The 24,943-nt window shown below is 42.1% G+C and carries 24 protein-coding genes, 2 tRNA genes and 1 riboswitch; of the genes, 17 read left to right on the top strand and 9 right to left on the bottom strand.

Annotated features, from left to right (window positions below):
• Positions 1 to 142 precede the first annotated feature (142 nt).
• The 7 genes from KXV15_RS05480 to KXV15_RS05450 all read left to right on the top strand — a co-directional run bounded on the left by KXV15_RS05480 (position 143) and on the right by KXV15_RS05450 (position 7,053).
• Positions 143 to 2,059 carry a hypothetical protein gene (locus KXV15_RS05480; RefSeq protein WP_240007145.1) on the top strand — a complete coding sequence of 639 codons (1,917 nt, stop codon included), beginning with the start codon at positions 143 to 145 and terminating at the stop codon, positions 2,057 to 2,059.
• Positions 2,060 to 2,099: 40 nt separating this feature from the next.
• Positions 2,100 to 3,041 carry a tyrosine recombinase gene (locus KXV15_RS05475; protein ID WP_240007144.1) on the top strand — a complete coding sequence of 314 codons (942 nt, stop codon included), beginning with the start codon at positions 2,100 to 2,102 and terminating at the stop codon, positions 3,039 to 3,041.
• Positions 3,042 to 3,120: 79 nt separating this feature from the next.
• Complete coding sequence (locus KXV15_RS05470) at positions 3,121 to 3,420, top strand: DUF4242 domain-containing protein (protein ID WP_240007143.1); 300 nt, start codon at positions 3,121 to 3,123, stop codon at positions 3,418 to 3,420.
• An 11-nt stretch (positions 3,421 to 3,431) separates the two neighbouring features.
• Complete coding sequence (locus KXV15_RS05465) at positions 3,432 to 4,085, top strand: Crp/Fnr family transcriptional regulator (RefSeq protein ID WP_240007142.1); 654 nt, start codon at positions 3,432 to 3,434, stop codon at positions 4,083 to 4,085.
• Positions 4,086 to 4,098: 13 nt separating this feature from the next.
• A complete protein-coding gene (locus KXV15_RS05460) occupies positions 4,099 to 5,364 on the top strand; it encodes a cytochrome-c peroxidase (RefSeq protein ID WP_240007141.1) in 1,266 nt (421 codons plus the stop codon).
• A 103-nt stretch (positions 5,365 to 5,467) separates the two neighbouring features.
• Positions 5,468 to 6,514, top strand: a complete 1,047-nt coding sequence (locus KXV15_RS05455) for an HpcH/HpaI aldolase/citrate lyase family protein (RefSeq protein WP_240007140.1) — start codon at positions 5,468 to 5,470, stop codon at positions 6,512 to 6,514.
• A 23-nt stretch (positions 6,515 to 6,537) separates the two neighbouring features.
• Positions 6,538 to 7,053 (top strand): hypothetical protein, encoded by a 516-nt coding sequence (locus KXV15_RS05450; protein ID WP_240007139.1) that lies wholly within the window; start codon positions 6,538 to 6,540, stop codon positions 7,051 to 7,053.
• Positions 7,054 to 7,377: 324 nt separating this feature from the next.
• On the opposite strand, the gene KXV15_RS05445 is transcribed toward KXV15_RS05450, so the two are convergent.
• Positions 7,378 to 8,364: a sodium:calcium antiporter gene (locus tag KXV15_RS05445; protein WP_275671551.1), complete on the bottom strand. Its 987-nt coding sequence runs from the start codon at positions 8,362 to 8,364 to the stop codon at positions 7,378 to 7,380.
• A gap of 25 nt (positions 8,365 to 8,389) precedes the next feature.
• A riboswitch (yybP-ykoY riboswitch) is annotated at positions 8,390 to 8,556 on the bottom strand.
• Between the two features lie 181 nt (positions 8,557 to 8,737).
• On the opposite strand from KXV15_RS05445, the gene KXV15_RS05440 reads away from it, so the two are divergent.
• Positions 8,738 to 9,211 (top strand): hypothetical protein, encoded by a 474-nt coding sequence (locus KXV15_RS05440; RefSeq protein WP_240007137.1) that lies wholly within the window; start codon positions 8,738 to 8,740, stop codon positions 9,209 to 9,211.
• Here the strand turns inward: KXV15_RS05440 and KXV15_RS05435 are convergent.
• Genes KXV15_RS05435 through KXV15_RS05425 form a run of 3 tightly spaced genes read right to left on the bottom strand, consistent with a single transcriptional unit; the run spans position 9,208 to position 12,641 of the window.
• A complete protein-coding gene (locus KXV15_RS05435; RefSeq protein WP_240007136.1) occupies positions 9,208 to 10,116 on the bottom strand; it encodes a metallophosphoesterase in 909 nt (302 codons plus the stop codon). The genes KXV15_RS05440 and KXV15_RS05435 overlap by 4 nt on opposite strands.
• Before the next feature lie 49 nt (positions 10,117 to 10,165).
• Positions 10,166 to 11,311, bottom strand: a complete 1,146-nt coding sequence (locus tag KXV15_RS05430) for a DUF1501 domain-containing protein (protein ID WP_240007135.1) — start codon at positions 11,309 to 11,311, stop codon at positions 10,166 to 10,168.
• Positions 11,312 to 11,315: 4 nt separating this feature from the next.
• Positions 11,316 to 12,641, bottom strand: coding sequence for a DUF1800 domain-containing protein (locus KXV15_RS05425; RefSeq protein ID WP_240007134.1), 1,326 nt, complete (start codon positions 12,639 to 12,641; stop codon positions 11,316 to 11,318).
• Between the two features lie 193 nt (positions 12,642 to 12,834).
• On the opposite strand from KXV15_RS05425, the gene KXV15_RS05420 reads away from it, so the two are divergent.
• From KXV15_RS05420 to KXV15_RS05410, 3 genes are all read left to right on the top strand, one after another.
• Entirely contained in the window at positions 12,835 to 15,072 is a 2,238-nt protein-coding gene (locus tag KXV15_RS05420) for a TonB-dependent receptor (protein WP_240007133.1), read from the top strand.
• A 149-nt stretch (positions 15,073 to 15,221) separates the two neighbouring features.
• Complete coding sequence (locus tag KXV15_RS05415) at positions 15,222 to 16,490, top strand: dicarboxylate/amino acid:cation symporter (protein WP_240007132.1); 1,269 nt, start codon at positions 15,222 to 15,224, stop codon at positions 16,488 to 16,490.
• A complete protein-coding gene (locus KXV15_RS05410) occupies positions 16,487 to 16,948 on the top strand; it encodes a methyltransferase family protein (RefSeq protein WP_240007131.1) in 462 nt (153 codons plus the stop codon). Before KXV15_RS05415 ends, KXV15_RS05410 begins: the two co-directional genes overlap by 4 nt.
• Before the next feature lie 78 nt (positions 16,949 to 17,026).
• On the opposite strand, the gene KXV15_RS05405 is transcribed toward KXV15_RS05410, so the two are convergent.
• Positions 17,027 to 18,349 carry a TrmH family RNA methyltransferase gene (locus tag KXV15_RS05405; protein WP_240007130.1) on the bottom strand — a complete coding sequence of 441 codons (1,323 nt, stop codon included), beginning with the start codon at positions 18,347 to 18,349 and terminating at the stop codon, positions 17,027 to 17,029.
• Positions 18,350 to 18,504: 155 nt separating this feature from the next.
• On the opposite strand from KXV15_RS05405, the gene KXV15_RS05400 reads away from it, so the two are divergent.
• From KXV15_RS05400 to KXV15_RS05390, 3 genes are all read left to right on the top strand, one after another.
• Positions 18,505 to 18,590, top strand: a tRNA-Tyr gene (locus tag KXV15_RS05400).
• 62 nt (positions 18,591 to 18,652) lie between these two features.
• Positions 18,653 to 18,726: transfer RNA gene (locus KXV15_RS05395), tRNA-Gly, on the top strand.
• A 200-nt stretch (positions 18,727 to 18,926) separates the two neighbouring features.
• Positions 18,927 to 19,427 (top strand): hypothetical protein, encoded by a 501-nt coding sequence (locus tag KXV15_RS05390; protein WP_240007129.1) that lies wholly within the window; start codon positions 18,927 to 18,929, stop codon positions 19,425 to 19,427.
• A gap of 3 nt (positions 19,428 to 19,430) precedes the next feature.
• Here KXV15_RS05390 and KXV15_RS05385 read toward each other — a convergent pair whose 3' ends face one another.
• A complete protein-coding gene (locus KXV15_RS05385) occupies positions 19,431 to 19,730 on the bottom strand; it encodes a BolA family protein (protein WP_240007128.1) in 300 nt (99 codons plus the stop codon).
• 77 nt (positions 19,731 to 19,807) lie between these two features.
• Here KXV15_RS05385 and KXV15_RS05380 point away from each other — a divergent pair, with 77 nt between their 5' ends.
• From KXV15_RS05380 to KXV15_RS05370, 3 genes are all read left to right on the top strand, one after another.
• Positions 19,808 to 20,299 (top strand): nucleoside 2-deoxyribosyltransferase, encoded by a 492-nt coding sequence (locus KXV15_RS05380; protein WP_240007127.1) that lies wholly within the window; start codon positions 19,808 to 19,810, stop codon positions 20,297 to 20,299.
• A gap of 94 nt (positions 20,300 to 20,393) precedes the next feature.
• Positions 20,394 to 21,005, top strand: a complete 612-nt coding sequence (locus KXV15_RS05375; protein WP_240007126.1) for a J domain-containing protein — start codon at positions 20,394 to 20,396, stop codon at positions 21,003 to 21,005.
• Positions 21,006 to 21,051: 46 nt separating this feature from the next.
• Complete coding sequence (locus KXV15_RS05370) at positions 21,052 to 21,390, top strand: gamma-glutamylcyclotransferase family protein (RefSeq protein ID WP_240007125.1); 339 nt, start codon at positions 21,052 to 21,054, stop codon at positions 21,388 to 21,390.
• A gap of 2 nt (positions 21,391 to 21,392) precedes the next feature.
• Here KXV15_RS05370 and KXV15_RS05365 read toward each other — a convergent pair whose 3' ends face one another.
• From KXV15_RS05365 to KXV15_RS05355, 3 genes are all read right to left on the bottom strand, one after another.
• Positions 21,393 to 22,580: a serine hydrolase domain-containing protein gene (locus KXV15_RS05365; protein WP_240007124.1), complete on the bottom strand. Its 1,188-nt coding sequence runs from the start codon at positions 22,578 to 22,580 to the stop codon at positions 21,393 to 21,395.
• A 91-nt stretch (positions 22,581 to 22,671) separates the two neighbouring features.
• Positions 22,672 to 23,460, bottom strand: coding sequence for a pepsin/retropepsin-like aspartic protease family protein (locus tag KXV15_RS05360; RefSeq protein WP_240007123.1), 789 nt, complete (start codon positions 23,458 to 23,460; stop codon positions 22,672 to 22,674).
• A gap of 181 nt (positions 23,461 to 23,641) precedes the next feature.
• Positions 23,642 to 24,232: a DNA-3-methyladenine glycosylase I gene (locus KXV15_RS05355; protein ID WP_240007122.1), complete on the bottom strand. Its 591-nt coding sequence runs from the start codon at positions 24,230 to 24,232 to the stop codon at positions 23,642 to 23,644.
• Between the last annotated feature and the right edge of the window lie 711 nt (positions 24,233 to 24,943).

The raw sequence follows: 24,943 nt of genomic DNA, 5'->3' as shown, positions 1-24,943 counted from the left end.
TTCAGTGCATTTAGTCTATATAGTTTGAAAAGATAAAGCAGTAAGTAATATTATACGCCATACCATTGCCGCAAAATTATTTAAAACTGCCAATAATTATGACTTAACCTTCAAAGGAAGAGCCTTGAAACCAAAAAAATCAATGAAAAACGCGCTAATTTATTCTCTGGGTTTAAATATTGTATTTGCCTCAATTGCGTTTGGGCAGACAGCACCCGAAATTGATGAAATGCCTGCGGCGGTGCAATATGTTGCCGCGCCGATTTCGGTTGAAGGTTCAAGCCTTAAAGATGTCGGCCTTTGGGGCTATTATGAAAGCGTTGATGGCTATGACAGCTTGCCATCTAATCTTTGGCTAAATAGCGATGTTCCGGCATTGGGCGCAATTTTTTCAAAGCTTTCAGAAAATCAAAAATTCACGCCATTACAATTTTTAACCCGCCGCGTGATTTTATCGGGCGGCCTTGCCCCCAATTCAGACACAAAAGTTGCAACCGAAAGATTCCGCCTTGCGGCAAAACTTGGGCCACTGCCTGCGGCAAATTTATTGAACAATTATCCCAATATCATTGCCAATCAGGATTTATTGATTATTGCCGCCGATGTTTGGTTTTACCAAAACCGTAGTGAAGATGCCTGCAACGTTGTCGAAGCCACCAAACCACAAGTGCCACAACGTGAATTGTTGGAATTACGTGCAACCTGCTATGCCCTGAATAATGAGGTTGATGCAGCGCAATTATCACTTGATCTCGCCATTGGGCAAAATACCAACCCAAGCGAATATGACGTTTGGCTTTCACGCGCGATTGCCGCCCTTGGCAATGGTTTAAATGGTGACGCCGCCAAAATCCCATTCCGTGCCGATAATGGCCGCACCTACGCACTTTCTCGAAAATTAGGGCTTTTTCCAACTGCGGCACAATTGCCAAAACTTTCGGCAATGACTTTGAGCGCGCTATCATTGGAAAACAGCAATCTAAAGGATGAAATCTATCTTAATGCGGCGATAAAGGGGGCAATTTCGCCCGCCGAATATGCAAAATACAAAAACGATGTCACAAGCATTACGCCGGTTCCACCAATTGAAAAGCAAAGTTTTGATAGCGCCGGAAATGTAATTGTTACCCCGGTTGAACAACCACCTATAAAGGGTGAAAACTATTATGATGAATTAAGCAATGCGCGTGATATTCAATCGTTCGCCGCCATTGCCAAACGTATCGCGCCCAAATTCAATGAAATTGACAATATATCGTCGGCGCAGGCAGAAGTTTTTGCCAATGCCGCAATCTTAGCCTCTGATGTCAAATCGGCGAAAAGATTTTTGGCGCTTGCCCCCAGTCTTGGGGCATCGTCAAAACTTGCGCTTGGGATATTGGCAAATGATGCAAATGCGGTTTCGGCACGCATTCAAAGCGGCATTGATTTGGCGCAATCACCACAAAACTATTATGGGGATGCGATAATTGCCAATGCAACCGGACTAAAGGCGCGTTCAACCGATTATTTGGTTTCCGGCAATTTGAATTCTGGCGCTGTTAATAACGAAAATATATTATTCGCCATGGATTTGGCGGCAAATCGCAATGCAATGGCAGAAACCGCATTATTGGCGGCATTGTCATTACAAGGGCAAGAACCAAAGTCGGTTGATAATGTCGTAATGGCGCGAATTATTGGAAATTTGAAACAGGTTGGATTGACCCAAGATGCCAAAGAGCTTGCGGTTTATACCATTATGGCGAAATCACTTGTTTTCAAAACCCCTGCCCCAGCTGTTAAAGCCACCGATGTAAATAAAAATGCGGCACCCGTCGCAAAAAATACTTCATCGCAAACAAAAAATGAAAATGTGAAACCGGCAACAAAAACCACCACAGACGCAAAACCGGCGGCACAAAAAACAACCGCGCCAGCACCTGCGCCAAAAACTACGGCTTCTAAGCCCATCACATCATCATTATCAAAAGCAAGCGACAAAGTAGAGAAAAAGCCCGAAGCCTCTAAAGATGCGCCAAAGAAAGATGAAAAAAAGCTACCTGATTGGGGGAAATAGTGCCTATTTGGAAAAAAACTATGCCTAGTAAGAAAAAAACATGATTGAGGAAACCTCAACATTCCTAGAAATGTTAAGCGCGGAACGTGGCGCAAGCAAGAATACTATTGCCGCCTATGAACGCGATTTGAACGATTTTTTTGAATTTTTATCTAGTCACAATCACCCCATAGCACCCAAAGAAATTGATCATAAAGTAATTGAAAAATACTCGGTCGATTTGGATAATCGTGGGCTTAAGAATGCCACACTTTTGCGACGGCGCGCAGCATTACGACAGTTTTTCTCATTCCTTTTACTTGAAAAAATGATTGATATTGACCCGACTTCACGGTGGGAGGGGGCAAAAACCACCCGCCCCTTGCCGAAAATTGTCGAAGTCGGCGAAATCGATAAATTAATCGCCGCATGTGAAAAGCTAAAACCAATTGAAAAAACGCGTGCTATTTGCATGGTTGAATTAATGTATGGTTCGGGCCTTAGGGTATCTGAATTGGTGGAATTACCATTTACCGCCATTCCATTATCGGCACTACAAAACCACGATATTCAGGCAATTATTATTCGTGGTAAAGGCTCTAAAGAGCGCCTTGTCCCCCTTAGTCCCGCAACATTAAATGCAATCAAAGACTGGCTATCCGTGCGCGAAGTAACCTTGCCCAAAGAATTAAATATAAAAGAAAAGGCACAGAAATATATGTTCCCCGCCAATACTGCAGAGGGGCATTTTGGGCGCCGGCAATATGCACGGCTTTTGGATAAATTGGGGCTTATTGCGGGCGTTGATATTGCCAAATTATCACCCCACACCTTGCGCCACGCCTTTGCCACACATCTGCTTGAAGGTGGGGCGGATTTGCGCGCGGTTCAGGTCATGCTTGGGCATTCGGATATTTCCACCACCCAAATTTATACCCATGTCGCCTATGAAAAGCTAAAAACCATGCTTGAAGATAAACATCCATTAGGCCGAAATAAATGACATAAGGTCGCAGGTGTGACCTTTGTCACAGCCTAAAAAACCATCCCATTTTATCCTTTGAACATCAAAGGAGACGAAAATGGAAAAACTGAAACTATTTATTGACCTGCATGATGCGGAAAACCAAACTTTCCCAAAAGGCATTTCAAAACAAGACTTTGCAGGCTTTCATAGCCAATATGAAAAAGCCTGTCGCGAAGAAGGGGTGGTTAATCTCAACATCTTGGTTGGCTTTGATGCGGCACGCGCCTTCTGCCTTAACCTTGCCCCAAATGTTGAGGCAGTAAAGCGCGCCCATGAAAAAGTTGGCTTGCCATATGATACAATTGTTGAAATAAATTCATCCACACCGACGGATATTTTCTTCAATAAAATCTGAGGGCAAATGTAATGACACCTCAAGCCGAATTATTCCCCTTTATCAACGCCCTAAGCGAGCGGTCGATTGCGAAGTTTTATGAAAATATCAAAACCTATAAATTCGCAAACGCCCTGCAATTGATAAAGCGCGGTGATTTAGTTGAGGGTGTCTATCTTGTAACCAAAGGCGCCTTGCGCATTTATTATATCAATGCGCAAGGTCGCGAAGGGACTTTATACTGGATTGAACCTGGTCAGACCTGTATCCTTGCACTTAATTGCACATTTTCGGGAATTGAATATCCGGCATGGGTGGAAACCGAAGGGGACGTTGAAATTACGGTCATCCCCAACGCATTTTTCAAGGAATTATTTGGCTCCGAGGCAAGCGTGCAGAAATTTGCGTTTGACGCCCTCTCGTCGCGACTGTTTGATTTAATGGCAATGGTTGAAGAAACCGCCACCTCGGCACTTGAGACACGAATTGCCCGTTTCATTTACCGCCGCGCGGTATCATCACCCGTTATAAAAATCACACAGGCACAAATAAGCCGCCATTTGGCAACTTCGCGCGAGGTAGTGTCACGGCTTTTAAAGCGGCTTGTCGATGCGGGTCTTATCAAGGTTGAAACCGGAAGTATCAAAGTCACGAAACTTGAAAAATTAAAACAATATATTTCCTAATCTGGTGATTTAAATGACTTCGTTAGCAGGCTTCCACATTGTGGGTCTGATTGTAATCCTATGTGGTTTATTAGGCATATGGTTTATTGTCGGCTCGGATCTAAGCAAAGGTTTGAAACTTCCGCTTTTGGGGCGGATTGTTTTTGGAATTGCACTTGGTTCCGGGGTTTTTGCCTTTATGTTAAAATATTTTATATTCATTACGGTAGAAGAAAGCACCAAAAGGCGCGCCGCCGAATTTCATAAACGCTTTCTAGCCGAGCAGAATTATTCCATCCCCCCCACCACCGCCATCAAAATCAATCCCAACTTACGCGGGGCAAATTGGCAATCTCTTGCACAACCTGTTGCCAATTTAAAAACCAATCTAAGCGCCGCCGAATTGGGCAAAGAATTATTTTATGACAAGGCCTTATCAATAAATGGGGAGGTTTCGTGTGCAACCTGCCACGATATTGTTAAATTTGGCGGTACGGACGGTAAACCCACCGCAACCGGCGTTTTTGGGCAAATCGGGCCACGCAATTCGCCCAGTGTGAAAAATGCCGCCTTTATGAAAACCCAATTTTGGGATGGTCGTGCAAAATCTTTAGAAGAACAGGCAAAAGGGCCAATGACCAACCCCATTGAAATGGGCAAACAAAGTCTTGGCGATGTTGTTTCACGTCTAAAACAAGACGAATATTACGCAAAAGCATTTAATCAGGTTTACGGCAAAACGGGCATTACCGAAACAAATTTATTAAATGCAATTGCCACCTATGAAAGAACCCTTATCACCTCTGATACGCCGTATGACAAATATGTTGCCGGCGATTTAAAGGCACTTTCACCCCAGCAGATTAAAGGAATGAAGAAATTTTATTCAATTGGCTGCAAGAATTGCCATGATGGCCCAGATTTTTCGCGTGCCGGCGTAAACTCACTTTATAATGGTTCGGATGGTTTGCGGATTTTTCCTGTCTATACCTCAAACTATTCGCGGCAATATGATTTGATTGAGAAAAATAGCAAAAGCCGCACATTCCGCATTCCATCCCTTCGCAATATTACCGAAACAGCACCCTATTTCCATAATGGTAAGGTCAATAATCTTGAAGAAGCCGTGAAAATTATGGCGGTTTCCCAATTGGGAATGGCAACCAAAAACGTGTCTCCAGATTGCATTAATAACAATTCCTTTAGCACCTGCAACAAACCAAAATATCTAAGCGATGATGATGCAAAAGATATTGTAGAATTTCTAAAATCGCTTAGCCAAGAAAAGAATAAAAATTAAACTTAAGTCGGTTAATTTCGCACTTGCAAAAAAATATTTACAAGCATATTTTCACCCCCGAACTATTTTAAAAAATTTTCTAGGGGAAATTCTGGGGGAAAAAATGAAAACACCACGCAGCTTTTATAAACCTTTGGCAATCGGCGCACCAATGCCATACCGCGAACTTCCAGTTCGGGTTGAGCGTATGATTCATTTTGTGCCGCCGCATCTTGAAAAAGTTGTCGCCAAAGTGCCAGAAATTGCAAAAACCGTTGATGTTATTCTTGGCAATCTTGAAGATGCCATTCCCGCCACAGAAAAAGAAAACGCACGTGCGGGCTTTATCAAAATGGCGAAAGAAACCGATTTTGCCGCCCTTGGCACAGGACTTTGGACACGGGTTAACTGCCTTAACTCCCCTTGGTTGCTTGATGATTTAACCGAAATCGTGACCCAAGTTGGCAATAAAATTGATGTGGTTATGATTCCAAAGGTCGAAGGCGTTTGGGACATTCATTATGTCGATCAACTTCTTGCCCAGCTAGAGGCCAAAGCAGGTGTAACCAAGCCAATCCTAATTCACGCGATTTTGGAAACCGCCGAAGGTGTGGCCAATGTTGAAAAAATCGCCCTTGCAAGCCCGCGTATGCAAGGGATTTCTTTGGGTCCTGCGGATTTGGCGGCATCGCGCGCCATGAAAACCACCCGTGTGGGCGGTGGGCATCCGGGTTACCGCGTTTTGGGTGATGTTAATGGTGACGTTGCACGTGAAAGCGTGCAACAAGATTTATGGCATTATACAATCGCCAAAATGGTTGATGCCTGCCAAAGTGCGGGTATCAAGGCATTTTATGGCCCATTTGGTGACATTGCCGATTTGGATGCGTGCGAACAACAATTCCGCAATGCCTTTTTGCTTGGCTGTGCCGGTGCATGGTCATTGCACCCTAATCAGGTGGCAATTGCCAAAAAGGTCTTTAGCCCAGATGTTAACGAAGTCTTGTTCGCCAAAAAAATCCTTGAAGCCATGCCAGATGGTTCTGGTGTTGCCATGATTGATGGCAAGATGCAGGATGACGCAACCTGGAAACAGGCCAAAGTAATGGTCGATACCGCAAAACAGGTTGCCGAAAAAGATCCAAGCCTTAAGGAATTATATGGATTTTAACTATTTATAGTTATTATCATATAATGAATTTTCTCAGCAGCATATTAGGCAATATTTTCAATTCTTATACCAATCAAATGGAATGGGAATTTTATCGCAAAAATATTGATTATTTCATACCGCCAATAATAATTACTGTTGTTGGCGGCTTTGCCTATATGTTTGATTATTATAATAATTTTGTGCCAACAACTGCCGAAATTAATAGTTCGGTTTTTAGCTGTGCATTGGAAAATCGCGTTGAGAAAAACTTTATAGAAAAAATAATTTCACGCGATGACTACAAAACCATTGTAACAAAACACATGGACTGCGATGCCGCAAGAAATTTGCGCAAAGTCAAAGAAAAATGGCACGATTCAGATTTAAATGAATATAGCACAGTAAGCTTTAAATACACTTCACCGATTGATGGCAAAACTTATGATAAAACCCGTGAAATTGGTGGTGAAGCCTATCCGGGGCAGATGTTGAATATAGAGGTTTGGAAATATTACCCCAAACGCATCCATATAAAAAGCGCCACCAAGCAGGATTAAAAAAATAATAACAATTGAAAGATGGTCGGCGACAGGTATTTTATAACAAACCTTGCGGGCAATTACCCCTTGCCACCTCCTTCATATACTGCGCGGAAGCTTTCTCGCAAGGGGAAGTAAGGACACTATCATCGCCGAAAAATTTACCCTTATAATATCTTAGGCAAGAACCAAAAGTCCGATGATTACCTAATAATTATCAGGAAATGTCAGGGTTTTTTGGCGTTGTGCAGGCCGTCTTAATGACGACCTGAACTTAGCAATGTCAACAAATGTCAACATTTTAGGGGAAGCAATGAATTAACAATAAGGAGAATGTATAAATCAATGAAACAGCATCCAACCGCCAAACACCGCGTATAAAAGCCCGATGCCGCCTAATAACCTGCTATCGACCTTGCCACGTTTGAACATGAAATATAGCAATGTCATCGCAACAAATGTAACACCGGCTGCAACGACCAATGTTGTATCAAACATCCATTTGGTCGCCATAATACCGATTGCCGATGGAATGGTGGCCTGTATCATCATTGAACCGGAAATATTGGCGAGTGCGAGGCGCTCTTTACCCTGTCTGACCCAAATGATTGCATTCATGGTTTCTGGTAATTCGGTTGCAACAGGACTTAAAAGAAGGGCGATAATATGTGGCGGAAGCCCCGCAAGTTCACCTATGCTTTCAAGCTGGTGGACAAAGGTTTGGGACGCAATCGCAATAACCACAAGGGCCGCCAATGTCTGAAAACCTGACCAAAAAAGTGTTGGGTTATGGGGGCGAATTTTTAAATCTTCTAATTCCTCGCCCTCATCTTCTTCTTCGGAATTGATTTCCCGCCAGACATAAAAACCGTATGCTATAAGGAATAAAACCCCAAGCCAAGGTTTAATCGTGAATGCAACCAGACCTAAAGCCACTTTAAATGCGAAAATTACAAGAAATGATAATTGATCTTTGGCAAGGTGATTATAATTACCTTGAATTAAATAATCAGGGCTTTTTTCGCGGTATCTTTTGTACCAAAGGGAAAAGCCGACAATGCCATAAGCAATGGTTGCCAAAACCAATGGCCCGCCCATTGCCGCACCAACGCCAATATCTTTTTGGTGGGCGTCTTTGCCAAAAACTGCGGCAAAAAATGTAACCGCACTTTCGGGCAATGCGGTTCCGAATGCTGCCAAAACCGTTCCAACTGCTGTCTGCCCGAAATTAAGCCGTTTACCGACCCATTCAACACCATTTACGAAAAACTCGCATGCCAAATAAATTGCAATTGCCGAGGCGAAAAATAAAATTAAAGTTACAAGCATTATTTCATTTGTGACCGGGCGGGCAAACATCCAAAGGCAAAGAATACAGCCCACCCGGTCAAGGTGTGCACTCTTTACCAATGGTCTTGCCAATTCAGACTTGCTGATGAATATGCCATGTGCATGCCGCACAAGTATGTTGACATAATCTTCACCGATGACGGTGACGGCTACTCCCCAAATGATTTGGGGGTAATAATTTACCCATAGCCGAATGTAAACCCTGTAACCTTCTGAATTGCTGTTAAAATTTCAACATTACACGACGGAAATGTTTTTGCTTGGCGTATAAAATTCACAACCAATGACCGGATAAATCAATTAAATCCAACGCAATTTTTATTCAAATTTTTCTGCAAAGACGGGGGGAAACATGAATTTAATCACAAAACTTCTAAACAAAATATTCGGAAAATTCACGCCAATTGTAATTGGTGTTGTTATTGTTGGTGGGGTTGGCTTTGGTTATTATCAACAAATGGGCTGGAAACAGGTACAAGGACAGGTTGTTTCAGCAAATAATTACTGCACAATCATGAAAGAAGTTGATAATAATAGCGTTTGGAGCGCCATCAAAAACTTCTTGCCCCGCAAATATCGCAAACGTCACGGCTATATAGAATCGGCAAAAATGGATTGTGTAAAAGCCGAACAAAGCTTGCAAGCCGATGCAAAATGGGTTGGCGGAAATGTTGCCCATAAATCGAATGTAACTTTCAAATATACTTCACCGTTTAACGGGAAGCCAGTCACTGGAACCCACGAATATGACCGTGCTGCAAAGCCTGGCGATAAAATTTTAATTCGTGCATCTGGGCTTAACCCATCTGGCTCATATCCAATTTAACGAATGAACCAGTAGTTTTTTATTGTCTTTGAACTAGCGGCAGCTTTACTGCCGCTTTTTAAGTTTATGATCATCACCTCTGGAGGCACATTAAAACGCGCGGGCAAACCAACCATACCAAGGCCAGAACTTACGACAAGCACCCTATCCCCATCCACCATATAACCCTTTATAGTTTCTTCGGTATATGGGCCAGAAGTTCTTGGTGCGCCAATGAATGGAAAACGTATTTGTCCGCCATGCAAATGCCCCGAAAATTGGATTTTTGCCTGGCCCAAATATGGAATAAAATATGCAGGATTATGAACAAAGGTAAGGACATCAACACCAGATGGCGCAGTTTCACAAATTTTTGGCTTATCTTTGCGCCAGTTGTTCCTGTCACCAACGCCACAAATCCAAAAATCATATTTATCGTTCTTTATATGAAGGAGTTTATCTTCCAAGAATGTAGCTTGGGTTTGGGCAAATGCCTTGCGGGTTTCGTCCGCCGACCACCACCTATCATGGTTGCCCATAATGGCAACCGCACCCAATGGCGCATATTTATTATAATCACCCAAGGCATGCATTGCCGCAATCTCAAGCTTGTTTTCATCATGGCTACGGTTTTCAAATGCCGCCTTTGGCATGCGTGTTTTTGATAAATAACCTCCTGCATAATCGCCACCAATAAAGATTATATCGGGCGAAAGACCTTGAATTAGTTTTCCTGTTTTTTCAATTCGTGAAATCGGAACCTGCAAATTATCGACATGCACATCAGATATAAGGGCAATTTTAATGGGCGCACCATTCCAATATGGGCTTTCAACATCTACCTCTCTGACAATTGTCCGCGAGGGTTCAATTATAAAGGCAAATACCGCCGCAATCATGGCGATTGCGACGGTTATGAAAAACAAATTTTTTAGCAAGTTTTGCTTTTTGGGGGTTCGATTCTGCATATTGGGGTTAAATCATAATTCCCTTTATAATTTTATCAGGTTTTGCAGCCGCAAATAAATTTGCCGCGACTTTTTCGGGTTCAATTCCATATGTTTCACCCAAAACCCCTGATAATAATCCGTACATTTGTGCGGTCGGCATTAAATCGCGGTTTTGATAAAGATTGGCTTGTGATAACCCTGCCCAATCGGCAATAATTCTGCCACCCTTTACCTTGCCACCAAGAACCATAGCACAAGATGCCGTGCCATGATCTGTTCCTTGTGTGCCATTGGCAGCAGCGGTTCGGCCAAATTCAGTGGCAACAACCACAACAGTGTTTGACCAATTATCACCCAGGCCATCTTTTATTTGCCCCACAAGGGCATCAATCTGTTTCAAATTGTTTTTAAGTCGTGCGGTTTGCGCCGAGTGTGTATCCCAACCCGTCGTCTCAAGCATGGCAATGCGTGGTCCATTTGGCGCATTCAAAAGCTTGGCAGTGATTTTGCCAATCTCTTTTGCATTTTCCATTTCATCACCGGTTGCAAGTTTGCTTGTCTGCTGTGCCTGAAGCCACAAATCATACAAAAGCGGGTCGTTTTCATAAAGGCTTGCCACCCGCACCATCAAATCATCAGAAGGTGCTTTGATATTAGATGGATAATAGCTTGTAACCTTATTATTACCACGTAATGCCGCAGGTATTGTCTCGGAAATTGCGATTGCTTCGGTTGATTTATTTTGTGGCAAAAGCCCCATCAAACGGTTCATCCAACCGGCATTAAATTCATATGCCCTCCCCGAACCAAGCTCTAGGATGTTTTGGGCGTCAAAATGCGACCTTTCACGATATGGTGTTGCAATGGCGTGAATAAACGCGGCCTGTTTGTCTTTGTATAATTGCCCAATATTTGTCAAAGAATTGTGAAGCGCAAAGCCATTATCAAGCATGGTTACTTCATCATCTTTCAAGGCCATATCACCACGCAAAGAAAAGTAATTCTTGTCAAATCGCGGGTTTATAATATCAAGCCCATCTGCCGCACCACGTTGGATAATGAATATAAAACGGGTTTCGGTTGCGGCATTGGCAAAACTTATGGAAGGAATAAAGCCAGACAGCCCAAGACCGCCAGCGTATTTTATGAAATCGCGTCTTTGAATTTTCATTTTCTTAGCGCCTCATATTTTCTGGTGAAATTAATAATAATGCGAGTGCGGATTGTTTACTTTCGGCACGCGAAACAATTTTAAGCGTATTCTCGCTTAGGGTGTCGCCAAAAATCGCTTTTGCAATATCTACTGGTGTGGCTGGCGGCATAAATTTCGCCACCATCAATGATGAAATCTCGGCACGCTTTTCAATGGCATCTGGTGCCGCCCATGCACTTTGAATATCATCATAACCTTTGGGGGCTTCGGGCTTTAAAATTTCTTGCCCCAATGTTTTCATGGCACGGTTGATTAATCTTGCATCCAAATTTTCAACGCCAATGGCCCGCAAACTAGAAATAAACCAATCCCAAGGTGTCTTAAATTTGGTGTATTTTGCGTCCATACACTCCGGCGAGTTTAATAGAACCTCATACATTTGGTTCAAATCGCCATTTGTTGTTAAAAATGTGTTTTTCAGCCTCTCAACCAATGCTTGGGGTGGATCATCCGCACAAAAGTGGCGCGCCAATTTGGTTGCAATATGTTTTGCGGTTGCAGGGTGGCTTGCGATATATTTTAATATTGCATCAGGTTGATTATAGCCATTTTGCGAATATTCGCGGCCCATAAAAACCACACTACCTTTTTGATGCCATTGCGGGATAAAATTGAATTTGCCAACATTAGAAAAATCAGTCGTATCTTGTTTGGGCTTTATATACGCAAAGCCAGTTAATGCCTTGGCAAATTCGGTTACGTCTTTTTGGCTATACCCACCATCAACCCCCAAAGTATGGAGTTCAAGAATTTCACGCGCCAAATTTTCATTCAGACCAATTTTCTTACCCTTATCAGCGGCTCGTGCCGCAGCAATTGAATCCGGACCAATTGATTTTTCCTGATCAAGATATTCAAGCATTGCCGGATGGGTAATTGCCGCCATCAATAATTGATAAAAATTTCCATTAATATTGTGGCGAATTGCCGAAAATTCGTAATCACCAGCCAAAAATGTCACAACCCTTTTGTCAACCGATATTGCAAAATGGTTTGACCAAAAATGAACCAATCTTTCGTGAAAACCAATTGGTGCTGCAAGCGCAAGCCCCACCCTTTTGGCAATGAAATTGCCATAAGATGTTTTTACAATTTCGCCAATTTTATCTTTGTCATTTGCTTTTTGTGCCGCAAAATAATTGGCAATCATATTGGGAAAATCAGATGAATAGCTTTCATCAATTTCTGGTAAATATGGCTTGGTATTATTGGCAAAATTTAAATTATTAAGCCCTTTGCCATAGCCAAATCGTTTTATAAAATTGGTGTCTTGTGTGTTTATAATCATATAATCCACCTTTTGTGGTGTTACCACTCTTTTGCCCATCCGCCTCAACCAATTAATTCTACGCTATAATTTTTGGTTTCCGTCGTGAAAAATATGTAATTTAAATTTGCAGCTAATTCATGCCATGATTGTGACGGAATTAAGATTCTCTACCGTATAAGGTTTAAAATAATATACAGAGGCCTACCAAATTATGAAAAATGCGAACTTAAAAACCAAAAATAGTATATCTATATTGGTTCTAGCAGCAGTATTGGCATTACCATCTCTTTCATTTGCACAAGATGCAAAACCAGCGGATGAACAAACAAAAAAAGATGACTCACCAGCAACTGATAAAAACACCGTTGTCGTCACCGGCACCAAGCCACAAAACCAAATTGACCGTCAGTCTTATAATTTAAAAGATAACATTGCCGCCCAAACCGGAACCGCGGCCGACGCATTAAACCAAGTCCCATCTGTAAATGTTGACAGTGAAGGCAATATCACTCTGCGCGGGCAATCGAATGTTAAGGTTCTTATGAACGGTCGTGATTCTGCAATGCTGAAGGGCGATAATCGTGCAGCTAGTATATTATCAATCGCGGGATCCGATATTGAATCTATCGAAGTTATGAATAACCCTGGCGCGGGTTTCTCTTCTGAAGGAAGCTCTGGCATCATTAATTTGGTTATGAAAAAGAACCGTAAACCAGGTAAATTCGGCACCCTTATGATGAGCGCGGGCGAAAAAGGTCGCCTTAATGGCAATATGACTGGTTCTTATACTACCAGCAAATTCAGCCTTACTGGTGGGCTAAATTATCGTGATGATGGCAGAAGCTCTACATCAAGAATGACGCGTGATACCATTAATCCATTAAGCGGCGCACTTGCCCATTCCGAACAAAGTGGAAATGCAAATACAAATCGTAAAAGTGTTGGCGGCAACATTGGTCTTGAATATTTCCTTAGCGATAAGGATACACTTGGCTTTCAGGCAAATTACGCAACGCGTGACACCACGTCATTATCAAACCGTAAATATATCGGCCTTGATAGCGCGGGAAACATAATCACTAATTACAATCTAAATTCACTTAAAACCGATAATCGTGACGATTATGGAATTGCCCTAAGCTATGATCATAATAATGGCAATGGCGGCAAATTTAAAACTGATTTGCGTTACAGCGTTTCGGATGGCAATGGCGATGCCGATGATTATTATCAATATGATTTGCCAAGCATTAATCACTATCACGATGTTCTTGATACAAAATCGGATTTGAAAAACTACCTTTATTCAATCGATGTTGAACAACCGGTCGGGCAAGGTAAAGTTACTTCTGGTTTGCAAATTGAAGTGAATGACAATAGTATTAAAAACTATGCGGTACGTATAAATGATGCAGATGGTATTGTGGTTCCCAATCCAAACCGCACTAATACCTTTGATTCATATCAAATTGTGAATGCCGCATATTTTACCTATCAACAATATCTGGGTGATAAATGGGCGGGGCAATTGGGCGTTCGTGTCGAAAATACTGATGTAAACACCTTTAACCCAACATCAAATATTGCATCTTCATCAATTTACACCAATGTCAGCCCATCTGCGTTTTTGACATATGATGTTTCTGATAATGGCAAATTACGCTTTTCATATTCTCGTCGTATCCAGCGCCCAAATGCGCAGGATTTGAACGCAACACCGGTTTATTCTGATGCTGAGAATGTAAAGGTTGGTAATCCAAACCTACGTCCACAAACCACTGATTCACTAGAAGTTGGTTATGAATATGCAAAAGGTCCCGTTTCATATCAAGTTCGCGGATATTATCGCTATAATGACAATGTAATCACATCCTATAGCGAATATTTGACCGGAAACATTTTGCAAACCACCAAAATAAACTCTGGCAACGGGCAATCAGGTGGACTTGAGGTTAATCTTGATAAGAAATTCCTTGATAATAAATTGGCGGTCAACCTAAACACTAATTTGTCTTATGTTGAATTGGACGCAATCAATAGCACCAAAAGCAAAATCTCTGGCACAACTATGCAAGGGCGTATGCGTGTTAGCTATGACATCACCAAAGCTGACAAGCTACAATTCATGATGGGCGGCATGGGCAAAACCTATACTGCGCAGGGCTATAATGGTGGCCGTTCCATGAGCATGATTTCATATAGCCACCAAATAAACCCTGCAATCACCTTAATGGCTAATGTCACCAATCCATTCGATATGGAAAAAACCAAAAGCGTGATTAATTCATCGACATTCAACAGCACTACAGTCATGAACACTGAGCCACGTGTATTCTATGTCGGTTTCCGCATGATGATGGGGGCAAGACCAAAAGGGCAATCGGATGATGTATTCCCACGTCCACCACATGGCCCGGGCGGCGGCGGTGGTCCACCACCGGGAATGTAATTATGGCAATCAAGGGGGCGGAAAATTCCGCCCCTTTTCGCATCTTGCAGCTTTAATTTTACAATATTTTATTTTTATCACCAAAATATCTTTTGTTTTGGAATAAATGCCTTATTGTCATAACAATTATTTTTTAACTCGGGGCAAGAATGAATAAAAAATTTGCTTATTTTATTACCGCAGCCATGGTTCTTGGGGTTATAGTTGGCCTTATTTGCAATAGCTTTTTTGAGCCAGATCAAATCAAAGGCGCAATTACATTCTTTGGCTTGTTGCCAAAAATCTTTATTATGTTGATTAAAATGATTATCGCGCCATTGGTGTTATTCACACTAATTGCCGGTATCGGTCACATGGAAGATGCCGCGCAGGTTGGGCGTGTTGGCGTAAAAGCGATGATTTGGTTTATTTCGGCCTCTATAATCTCTCTTACCCTTGGTATGGTTATGGTGGAATTTTTCAAACCCGGCGTTGGCATGGATTTGCACCTTTTAGCGGGCGAAGCCGCCAAAGCACCATCAACCGATGGCTTTACCTTTGAAAAATTCATTGAACACGTAATCCCAACCTCGATTATCAAAGCAATGGCGGAAAATGAAATCCTGCAAATCGTTGTATTCTCGGTATTTGTGGGCACTGCGATTGCGGCACTTGACGACAAATCACCAAAGGTTATGGAGCTTGCCGAAGAAGCCGCAAGTATCATGCTAAAAGTTACTGAAATGGTTATGCAATTTGCGCCATTCGCAATTTTTGGTGCCTTGGCAAAAGTGGTTTCGCAACAGGGCGCGCCAATCCTTATAAAATACGGCGAATTCATGCTGGAATTCTATTTGGCAATGGTGATTTTATGGGTAATCATTCTTTTGGCTGGTCTTGCCTTCCTTGGCAAAGATATGATTAAAAAACTTTTGAAAGTTATTGCCGACCCGCTTTTACTTTCATTCTCAACCGCATCATCAGAGGCCGCATATCCAAAGCTTCTTGCCGGCCTGCCAACCATTGGTATTTCACGTAAAATCACGTCATTTGTTTTGCCGCTTGGCTATTCTTTTAACCTTGATGGCTCAATGCTTTATTGCACCTTTGCAACTCTCTTCATTGCGCAGGCATATGGCGTTGAGTTTACATTGATGCAAAAAGTTATGATGCTATTCCTGCTTTTGATTACGTCAAAAGGGATTGCTGGCGTGCCGCGTGCATCATTGGTGGTTATTATGGCGACACTGGCATATTTTGGCCTACCAACTGAATGGATTGCCCTTGTAATCGGGGTTGATCAATTGCTTGATATGGGTCGTTCTGCAACCAACGTCGTTGGCAATAGCGTTGCCAGTGCGGTTATTGCCAAATTAGAGGGGCAATTAGACACCGAAACCAGCGAAAAAATCGAAAAGTTTAATGAAACCACATCATGAAGTTTTTGGAACTTAAGATACCGCCGCCCGTGGTGTTGATTACTTGCGCAATTGCGATTTTCCTTTTGCGCGGGTTCGAGCCACGTCTGCCACTTAATTATACTTTTAAGGCTTTAATCGGCGGCGGGTTTATTTTTCTTGGTTTATCGCTTGATTTAATGGGGCTTTTGGCATTTCAAAAGCACCACACAACCATGAATCCAATGGCGCCAAAAAATGCTTCGGCGATTGTTACGGACGGAATTTATAAATACACCCGCAACCCACAATATCTTGGTCTATGCCTTAATCTTGTAGGATGGTGTGTGATAAACCTGTCTTGTTATGGTTTTATCCTTGTTCCTGCCTTTATAAAATATATCGAAACCTTTCAAATCAAACCCGAAGAAGAAATATTGCGGGCAAAATTTGGCACGGTTTATGAGGAATATTTAGAGAAAATACCGCGATGGTTTTAAATTTCATTTTTCATAAATAAAGCCCGCAGAAAAATTCTACGGGCTTTATTTTTGGTCATAAGATAATTTTTATCAGGCTTATTTACCCCGAATAACCTCGTATGCCGCGATTGCCGCCGCATTAGAGACATTAAGGCTTTCCATATTACCAGGCATTGGGATGTGGGCGATGGTGTCGCAACGTTCGGCAACCAGTGAACGTATGCCCTTGCCTTCTGCACCCAAAACAATTGCTACTGGGCGGGTTTCACCCTCAAGAACTTTGGACAATGGCCCCGCAGAACCTTCCATATCAAGGCCAACACAAAGCCAGCCTTGTTCAGATAATTCAACCAAAGTTTGTGAGATATTGACCACGCGCAAATCAGGCACGATTTCAACGCCACCCTGTGCCGCCTTGGCAAGTGCGCCAGTGATGGTTGGGGCTTTACGGTCTTGCTGGATAATCGCACTTGCGCCAAACGCCGCCGCAGTACGGAAAATTGAACCGATATTTTGTGGGTCGGTCAATTGATCAAGAATGAATACAAGTTTTCCGTCTTTTAATACCGCATCATAATCAGGCTCTGGCAAAGGTTTTACCCGCGCCGCAAGCCCTTGATGCACGCTGTTTGGCGGCAAGATATAGGTCAAATCTTCTGGCTCTACTACACGAACCTTTACACCTTCAGGAAGGTGAGAAGCCGAGTTTTTGGTCGCGATAACTTCATAAATCTCACGATTTGGGTTATTAATCGCCGCCTCAACCGCATGGATACCCCAAAGCCACATTGAATTGCCATCAGGACGGGTTGTATTTTTCTCACTGTGACGTTTTTCACCACGGTGGAAAGGTTTTTTGCCAAAAGATCTTTCTGAACCAAAAGATCTTTCTGAATTAGAATCTCTATCTCTATCAAATGGGCGTGAATTGCCACGACCTTCTGGTCTTGAGTTAAATCTACCCTCTGAACGTGGTGGGAATCTTCCTTCGCTTCTGCCTTCTGAACGTGGAGGGAATCTGCCCTCTGATCTTCCCTCTGATCTTCCCTCTGATCTTCCTTCACTTCTACCTTCTGAGCGCGGTGAAAATTGACCTTCGGTTCTTGGTGGGTATTGATTTTCAGGCTTTGGAACGTATCTTCTTTCGCCTTTTGGTGCATATTTTCTTTCAGGCTTTGCATCGCTACGGCCTTCGCCACGACTTTCAAAGCGCCCTTCGGAACGTCCACCCGAACGCCCCTCAGAACGTCCATCTGTGCGATTTGAGAATTTTCCATCTGGCTTGCCAGAGAATTTACCCTCTGATTTGCCTTCAGATTTTCCAAAGGAGCGGTTAAATGATTTTGCGTTTGGTCTGCCGGCGGTTTTGTCGGCATTAAACTCGGATTTCTTAGTATTTCTAGGTTTTGTGATTTTCATACGCCCTCATAGACCAATATTAGCACCTTGTCGCTAATTATTTTTCAGTTCCTTGTGCAATTGGTTGCGCTTGGCATATTGCCAATTTGCAAAATGGGATTTAAAGGATGCGCCCTCGGGTAAAATTACTTTGTGTAATTTACTGAAATCTCAGTGGTGAGGTGGCCGAGTGGTTAATGGCAGCAGACTGTAAATCTGCCCGCGAGAGCGTACGCTGGTTCGAATCCAGCCCTCACCACCATTTTTGCCAATTTGGCAAAAATGTCTCGCCATAGTTTTAACAAAGGCGGACATATTTATTGCGCGGGTATAGCACAATGGTAGTGCAGCAGCCTTCCAAGCTGAGGATGTCGGTTCGATCCCGTCTACCCGCTCCATTATTTAAAAATTTGCCATAACAAATTTACTCTTCGATTCTACGGAAAAGTCTGCAACTTTTCCTATCTCATCGCCCCCTCTACCCCCCTCCTCACTTCGTTCGTCACTCAGGAATTTAGTTCCATAAGGACATTAAAAATCGAAAAACACGGTTTCCGATTTTTATTGACAGAAATAAAATTTCTTCTAACTTTTTTATATGGATTTTAGGGCTTTATTTTCTGGTTCTGATATGCGTTCGCCCAAAGGCGCGGCAGAAGCGGCAGATTTTGTTTTAAAAAACCCAACTACTATCACACAGTTAATGACACTGGTTGAATCAGGAAATAAAGTTTTTCAAATGCGTTCATCTGATGCGCTCGAAAAAATTTCTGCCGCGGAACCAGAGATTTTAATGCCATATACCGATAATTTTATTGCCTTCGCCAAAAGAGCAACACAAAAGGAAGTTCGGTGGCATATAGTTCAAATTCTTCCACGCCTTAAATTAAATAAAAAGCAAATCGAAGTGATTGTTCCAATCTTGCAAAATTATCTTAGCGACAGAAGCAAAATTGTGGTGGCATTTACTATTGATGCCCTGTTTCAATTTTCGAAAAACAACGAAAAGGCAAAAGATTTATTCAAACATGTGGCGGAAACTTTAGCTGAAACAAGCAGTCCAGCAATAAAGGCACGTTTACGAAAATTACGCACTTAATCCTTATTCCCCGCTTCCACGCACATTCATTGCCATGGCATGAATTACTTTCATTTCATCGGCGATAACATCTAAAACCATTCTTTGACGATTAAGGCGGGACACACCGTCAAATTTATCTGATTGAATAAAAATCCTGAAATGGCTTTCTTCCGAATTATTTGCGGTTTCAGGATTGGCGGCATCCATTTCCTTAAAGCCCTTGTGTTTGGCGTGTTTATGGCTTTCGTTGATGATTTCAAGCGAAGATGGTGCGAATGCTTGCGTCAATTTGTCGTGCAATTTTTGTTCGATTGGGCGCATTTTTTATTATCTTTCTAAATTTATTAGGATAATAGGCACTCACTCCCCCAAATTCAATGCCGAATGGAACGGATATAATGAATAAAAAAATCTATAAAATCTATCTCGCTGGGCCAGATGTATTTCGTCCCGATGCCGTGGAATATGGCAAAAGCCTTTCCGATATGGTGCGCGCGGCGGGGCATGTACCACTTTTTCCATCCGACAATAAATTCCCAGAAAATGCACCTGACTTATCAAAACAAATTTTTGATGCCAATGTCGCGATGATAAAAGAATGTGATGTTGTTCTTGCCAATCTTGATGATTTCAGGGGTCATGAACCTGATTCAGGAACTGCGTGGGAAGTTGGCTTTGCCCATGCACTTGGCAAAAGGATAATTGGCTATCGCAATGATGGCAAATCCATGCTTGAAAAAATTGCAGACGGTAAAAACATCGACCGTGATGAAAATGGCATGATTATCGAAGACTTTGGGCACTCGCTTAACTTAATGCTTATACATTCAATGGATTATCTTATTATCGGCGATTTTAAAGCAGCGCTAGAACAAGTTGATAAACAATAGTTTTCAAGAATTGTGTACAAATACTTGTTAAATTTTGGATAGTTTTTTCACATTCCGCTTTGATTTTTTCCAAAATAATATTATTTAGTGCCGAATGACCGATAATTATAATTACCGACCTAAATTTACCGACATTCGTATTCGCAAACCAATGTCAATTTCTGCCGCAAAAGAAGAACCAAAAATCTGTGAGGCAGAAGGTTGCACCGAAGAAGGTAAATGCAAGGCACCAAAATCGCCGCATACGCCCAATGAATTCTGGTGGTTTTGCCAAAAGCATGCCGCAGAATATAACAAAAATTGGGACTTTTTTGGCAATATGACGGCCGCCGAATATGCCGCTTTCCAGCTTGCTGAAAAGCACGGGCACCGCCCAACTTGGAACTTTGGCGCAAAAGGTGGCTCTCGTGAGTCTGCGACTTTCCGCAACAAAGAAAAAGTTGGACAAAGTTTCAAAACCCGTACCGGACGCACGCGTCGCGTTGGCCCGATGGAGGTTCCATCAAACTCCAACCACCCTATTCGCCGCGCCTATGAGGATTTGGGGCTTGACCATACCGCAAGCCCGGCAGAAGTGCGCAAGGCATATGCCGAACTTGTTCGCCGTTATCACCCCGATAGCAACGATGGTGATCGCTCTGCGGAGGCAAGGTTACAAGCCGTGGTCAAGGCATACAAAGTCCTTAAGACCGGAAAACGTGCATAATTAAAACAAAGCCCACTTTATGTGGGCTTTTTTATTGGAGTAAATTATGTCTGATATTTATTTGTTTTCATATGGCACTTTGCAATTTGACGAAGTTCAGTTGGCTTCATTCGGTCGCCTGTTAGAAGGTGAAGAAGATTTTCTTGTTGGCTTTAAAAACGACAAAATTGAAATTACCGATCCCGATGTAATTGCCAAAAGTGGCGAACGTTTTCACCCCATAGTCACCCAATCGGATGATATTTCAGACGAGGTCAAAGGCATGGTGTTTAAAATCACCCATCAAGAATTACTTGCCGCCGATGAATATGAAGTATCAGATTATAAGCGTGTCGAAACCACGCTTAAATCCGGCAAAAATGCATGGGTTTACATAAGGGCGTAATATTACTCTCCCCTATCCACCAATTCCTGTATCTGTTTATAAAATTCTTCGCGGGCTTTGGGTTGTTCACCAAGGCTTGCGCGGGGCCATGATGAATTGCTGGCAATTACCAATTTGCGTTTGGGGTCAATAAAAATGCCTTGCCCAAAAATGCCTTTGGCGGCGAATGATCCGTCATCGTATGTCCACCACTGAAAACCATAACCATGCCCAGCTTTGCCAATATCCATTTGCTTGACGGTTGCTTGCTTAAACCAATCTTCGGGTACGACTTGTTTGCCGCCCGCCACACCATTGCCCATAACGAATTGCCCAAAGCGGGCAAAATCACGCGTAGCAGCTTGGATACAACACCCTGCGATTTCGCGTCCCGTTGCCCCCAAAAGCCATGTTCCATCGGCTTCCATGCCATATGGTTGCCAGATTTTTTCGTGCAAATAGTCTGCTAGGTTTTTATGGGTCGCCGAAGCCACTAAAACTCCAATCAGATTGGTTTCACCCGTGTTATAATGCCAAACTGTCCCTGGTTCATGCGCGCGTTTTAGGGTTTTTAGATAAGATATGGTTGCATCAACACCCTTTTGTGGTTTGGCATTATTGAATTTATTTACGTCCGAGTTTTTATCCTCATAATCCTCATTCCATGCCGCACCTGATGACATGGTCAATAATTGGCGCACACTTACACCTTCATAGGCAGAGCCTTTTAAATCAGGCATATAATCGGTAATATTATCATCAAGGCTTTTGATATAGCCATCCTTAATTGCCGCCCCGACAAGGGTGGATGTAAAGGATTTCGCAACCGAAAAACTGGTCCAACGCCCTTTTGCATCAAAACCAAGACCATATTTTTCAAATCTTATTTTGCCGTCTTGGATAATTACAATTCCCGCCGTGCGCTGTTCCTTCATATATTCGTCAATATTGGGGATATTAAGCGGCTTGCCGATTGGCAAAGGCATTGGCGCGCTTGATGCCTTCATGGTGTGGTGGTCGGCAAGTATGGTAAGGCGGTCAAAGGCACGAAAGGTTGCGTCACGCTGTTGCTGCGACCACAATAATACATCTTTATTGGTAGGAAGGGTTTTTAAAACGCCACGCGTCTCATCATCAAGACCAAACCAAAATGCACCGGCACCGATTAAAATAATCCCGCATATCCCAAGTGCGATTATACTCTTTTTCATTTCCATCCCTTTTTGATGGACAGCATCACCATTTATTGCAATTAATCAAGAGCATTTATTTTTATGAATCTGTTTTTGGGATTTTCCATTTTTATTTGTGAAAAATTAAAAGCTGCATATTTGATGTCAAATCAAGGGCAATAGTTTTGTCAAAGAATGGCTGATTACCAAATAGACCATGTTGTTCAACTTCATAAAGACCCAAATTAGGGGTATAATAAACCAAATCATTTTCAAGATTTATTTTCCCAATTGCAAAACTGCCTTTAATTGGCGCGCCATAAATGGAAACTTCAGTACCCCATGAATTTCCTTTTATTACTTTTGTAGCATCCTCAACCTTTTGTAACCCTGTTAATTGTTGCCAAAGCGGCAAATAAACCAACAATGGCAAAAGGCTTGAGCCAGTGTCATAAAATATATGTTGTTCGACTTGTCCGTTAATATTTACAGGAACATAGAATTTATTATTGAGCATATTTCCGCTAATTCGGTTTGAACCTTTGCCAAAATTTTCCGGTGCTTCGCTTGGTTTAAAGGCGCAAATTTTGGTTTGTACAAAATCAATCACCAAAATATTTCCCAAGAATGGATCAAGACCGATTGTCCCGCCTTCATCACCGTTTTGACTGTGAAACTGTGCCTGAAATTTATTAATTTTGATGCCGCCAATTTCAATATTTACTAAAGCTTCTTTTTTATCGTGCGGCTTTGTGGAGTATAGATAAACAGACGGCGCACCGGTATCGAGCTGAAACATTTCCTGTTTACCATTTATTTTTACAGGAACGAGAATTCCCGCCTTATCTTCGCCACCTGGTCCTTTTGCCCATTTGAAATCAGCGCAACCCGGCAAATCCCCCGCGCCCGTTTTGGTCAAGCTACTGGTTTTGGCAAAAGCGAAGTTTGAGTTCAGAATAAATGCCAATAAAAGGAAATTAAGTAATGAATTATACTTCACGACCGCCTCGATTGAATACAAGGCGTAACAGTATCATAAATTGTAATAATTAAAACATTATCTCCACAGTAATAGATCTTTTTAATGCTCTGCCGTCAAATCATGCACTTCTTGCCTTTTCAACCTCTGCACGGATTACACACCCTTCTGAGTGGTCGTTTATAAGCCCCATTGCCTGCATAAAAGCATAAATTGTCGTAGGGCCAACGAATTTCCACCCCTTTTTCTTTAGGGCTTTTGAAATCTGTATTGAAATGTCCGATGTTGAGCGGGTTTGCGGTTTGGTATTTTCTTCTTTGGGTTCATATTGCCAAAAAAATTCGGCAAGTGAGCCATGTTCCGTAACCATCTCAACCGCACGTTTGGCGTTGTTTATCACGGCTTCGATTTTGCCGCGGTGGCGTACAATGCCCGCATCATTTACAAGCCGTTCGATATCTTTTTCATCAAATTTAGCAACTTTTTCAAAATCAAAGCCAGCAAAGGCGGCGCGGAAATTTTCACGTTTGTTTAAAATTATCCGCCAACTAAGCCCTGATTGAAAGCCCTCTAGGCAAAGCTTCTCAAATAGCCTTAAATCATCGCGTACTGGAAAGCCCCATTCCTTGTCATGATAATCCAAAAATTCCGGCGCAAAACCACACCACTTGCAACGCGGCTGACCATCGGGGGCGATATAATGTTCGGTCATAATTTTTCCTTGCTTCAATATACACAACCTTAGCATTGCAAATGCAAAAAGTGTCAAAATTCAATTGCTATAAGCAAATTATTTTGTAAAGTGATTTACTTAAATATTAAACTAGGGCATTCATGAATAGCATTTTCAAGGTAAATCCATTTTTAAAAAGGCAGTCCATTTCTAATGCCGCAAAATGGGTAACACTTGCGTTCCATTTATCCCTAGCAGCTATATATTTTCTGGTTTTCCTTGCAGGGATTTACACTTTTTTCAAAGCCCCGATAATTGCTGAAAACAGCTATGGATTGACTGCGAAACTTCAGGGTTATTCGTCATTTTTTATTGCAATTATTTTTATTTCAATTGGTATATTGGGCGCTTGGCTTGAAATTAGCATCATACGCAATATTCTTAACCTAAACCTTTTAATGAAAGCATTGAAGCGGGTTAGTGCAATAAATTTATACTTAACAATAACACCAATTGTTTTCTTTTCACAAATTGTTCGTTTCAATAATAAATTGATTCCAGAAATTCATTTTAACATGATACTGGTATATTTTATTTCTGGATATGTCGCGACTTATACATTTTGCAAATTAAATGGTGAAGCCAAATCATAATTTACCAAACTGCAACCCACACTCGAAAATGATTGACGTTTTCGCCCCTCGCTAATAGTAGGTATTTACGGGCTTATTGCGCCGCAAAATTTTAGAA

The organism is Pseudaquidulcibacter saccharophilus, from assembly GCF_019455445.1.
GTDB lineage: Bacteria > Pseudomonadota > Alphaproteobacteria > Caulobacterales > Aquidulcibacteraceae > Pseudaquidulcibacter > Pseudaquidulcibacter saccharophilus.
The sequence above is the reverse complement of the archived record's forward strand: the minus strand, read 5'-3'. Positions and strand labels throughout refer to the sequence as shown.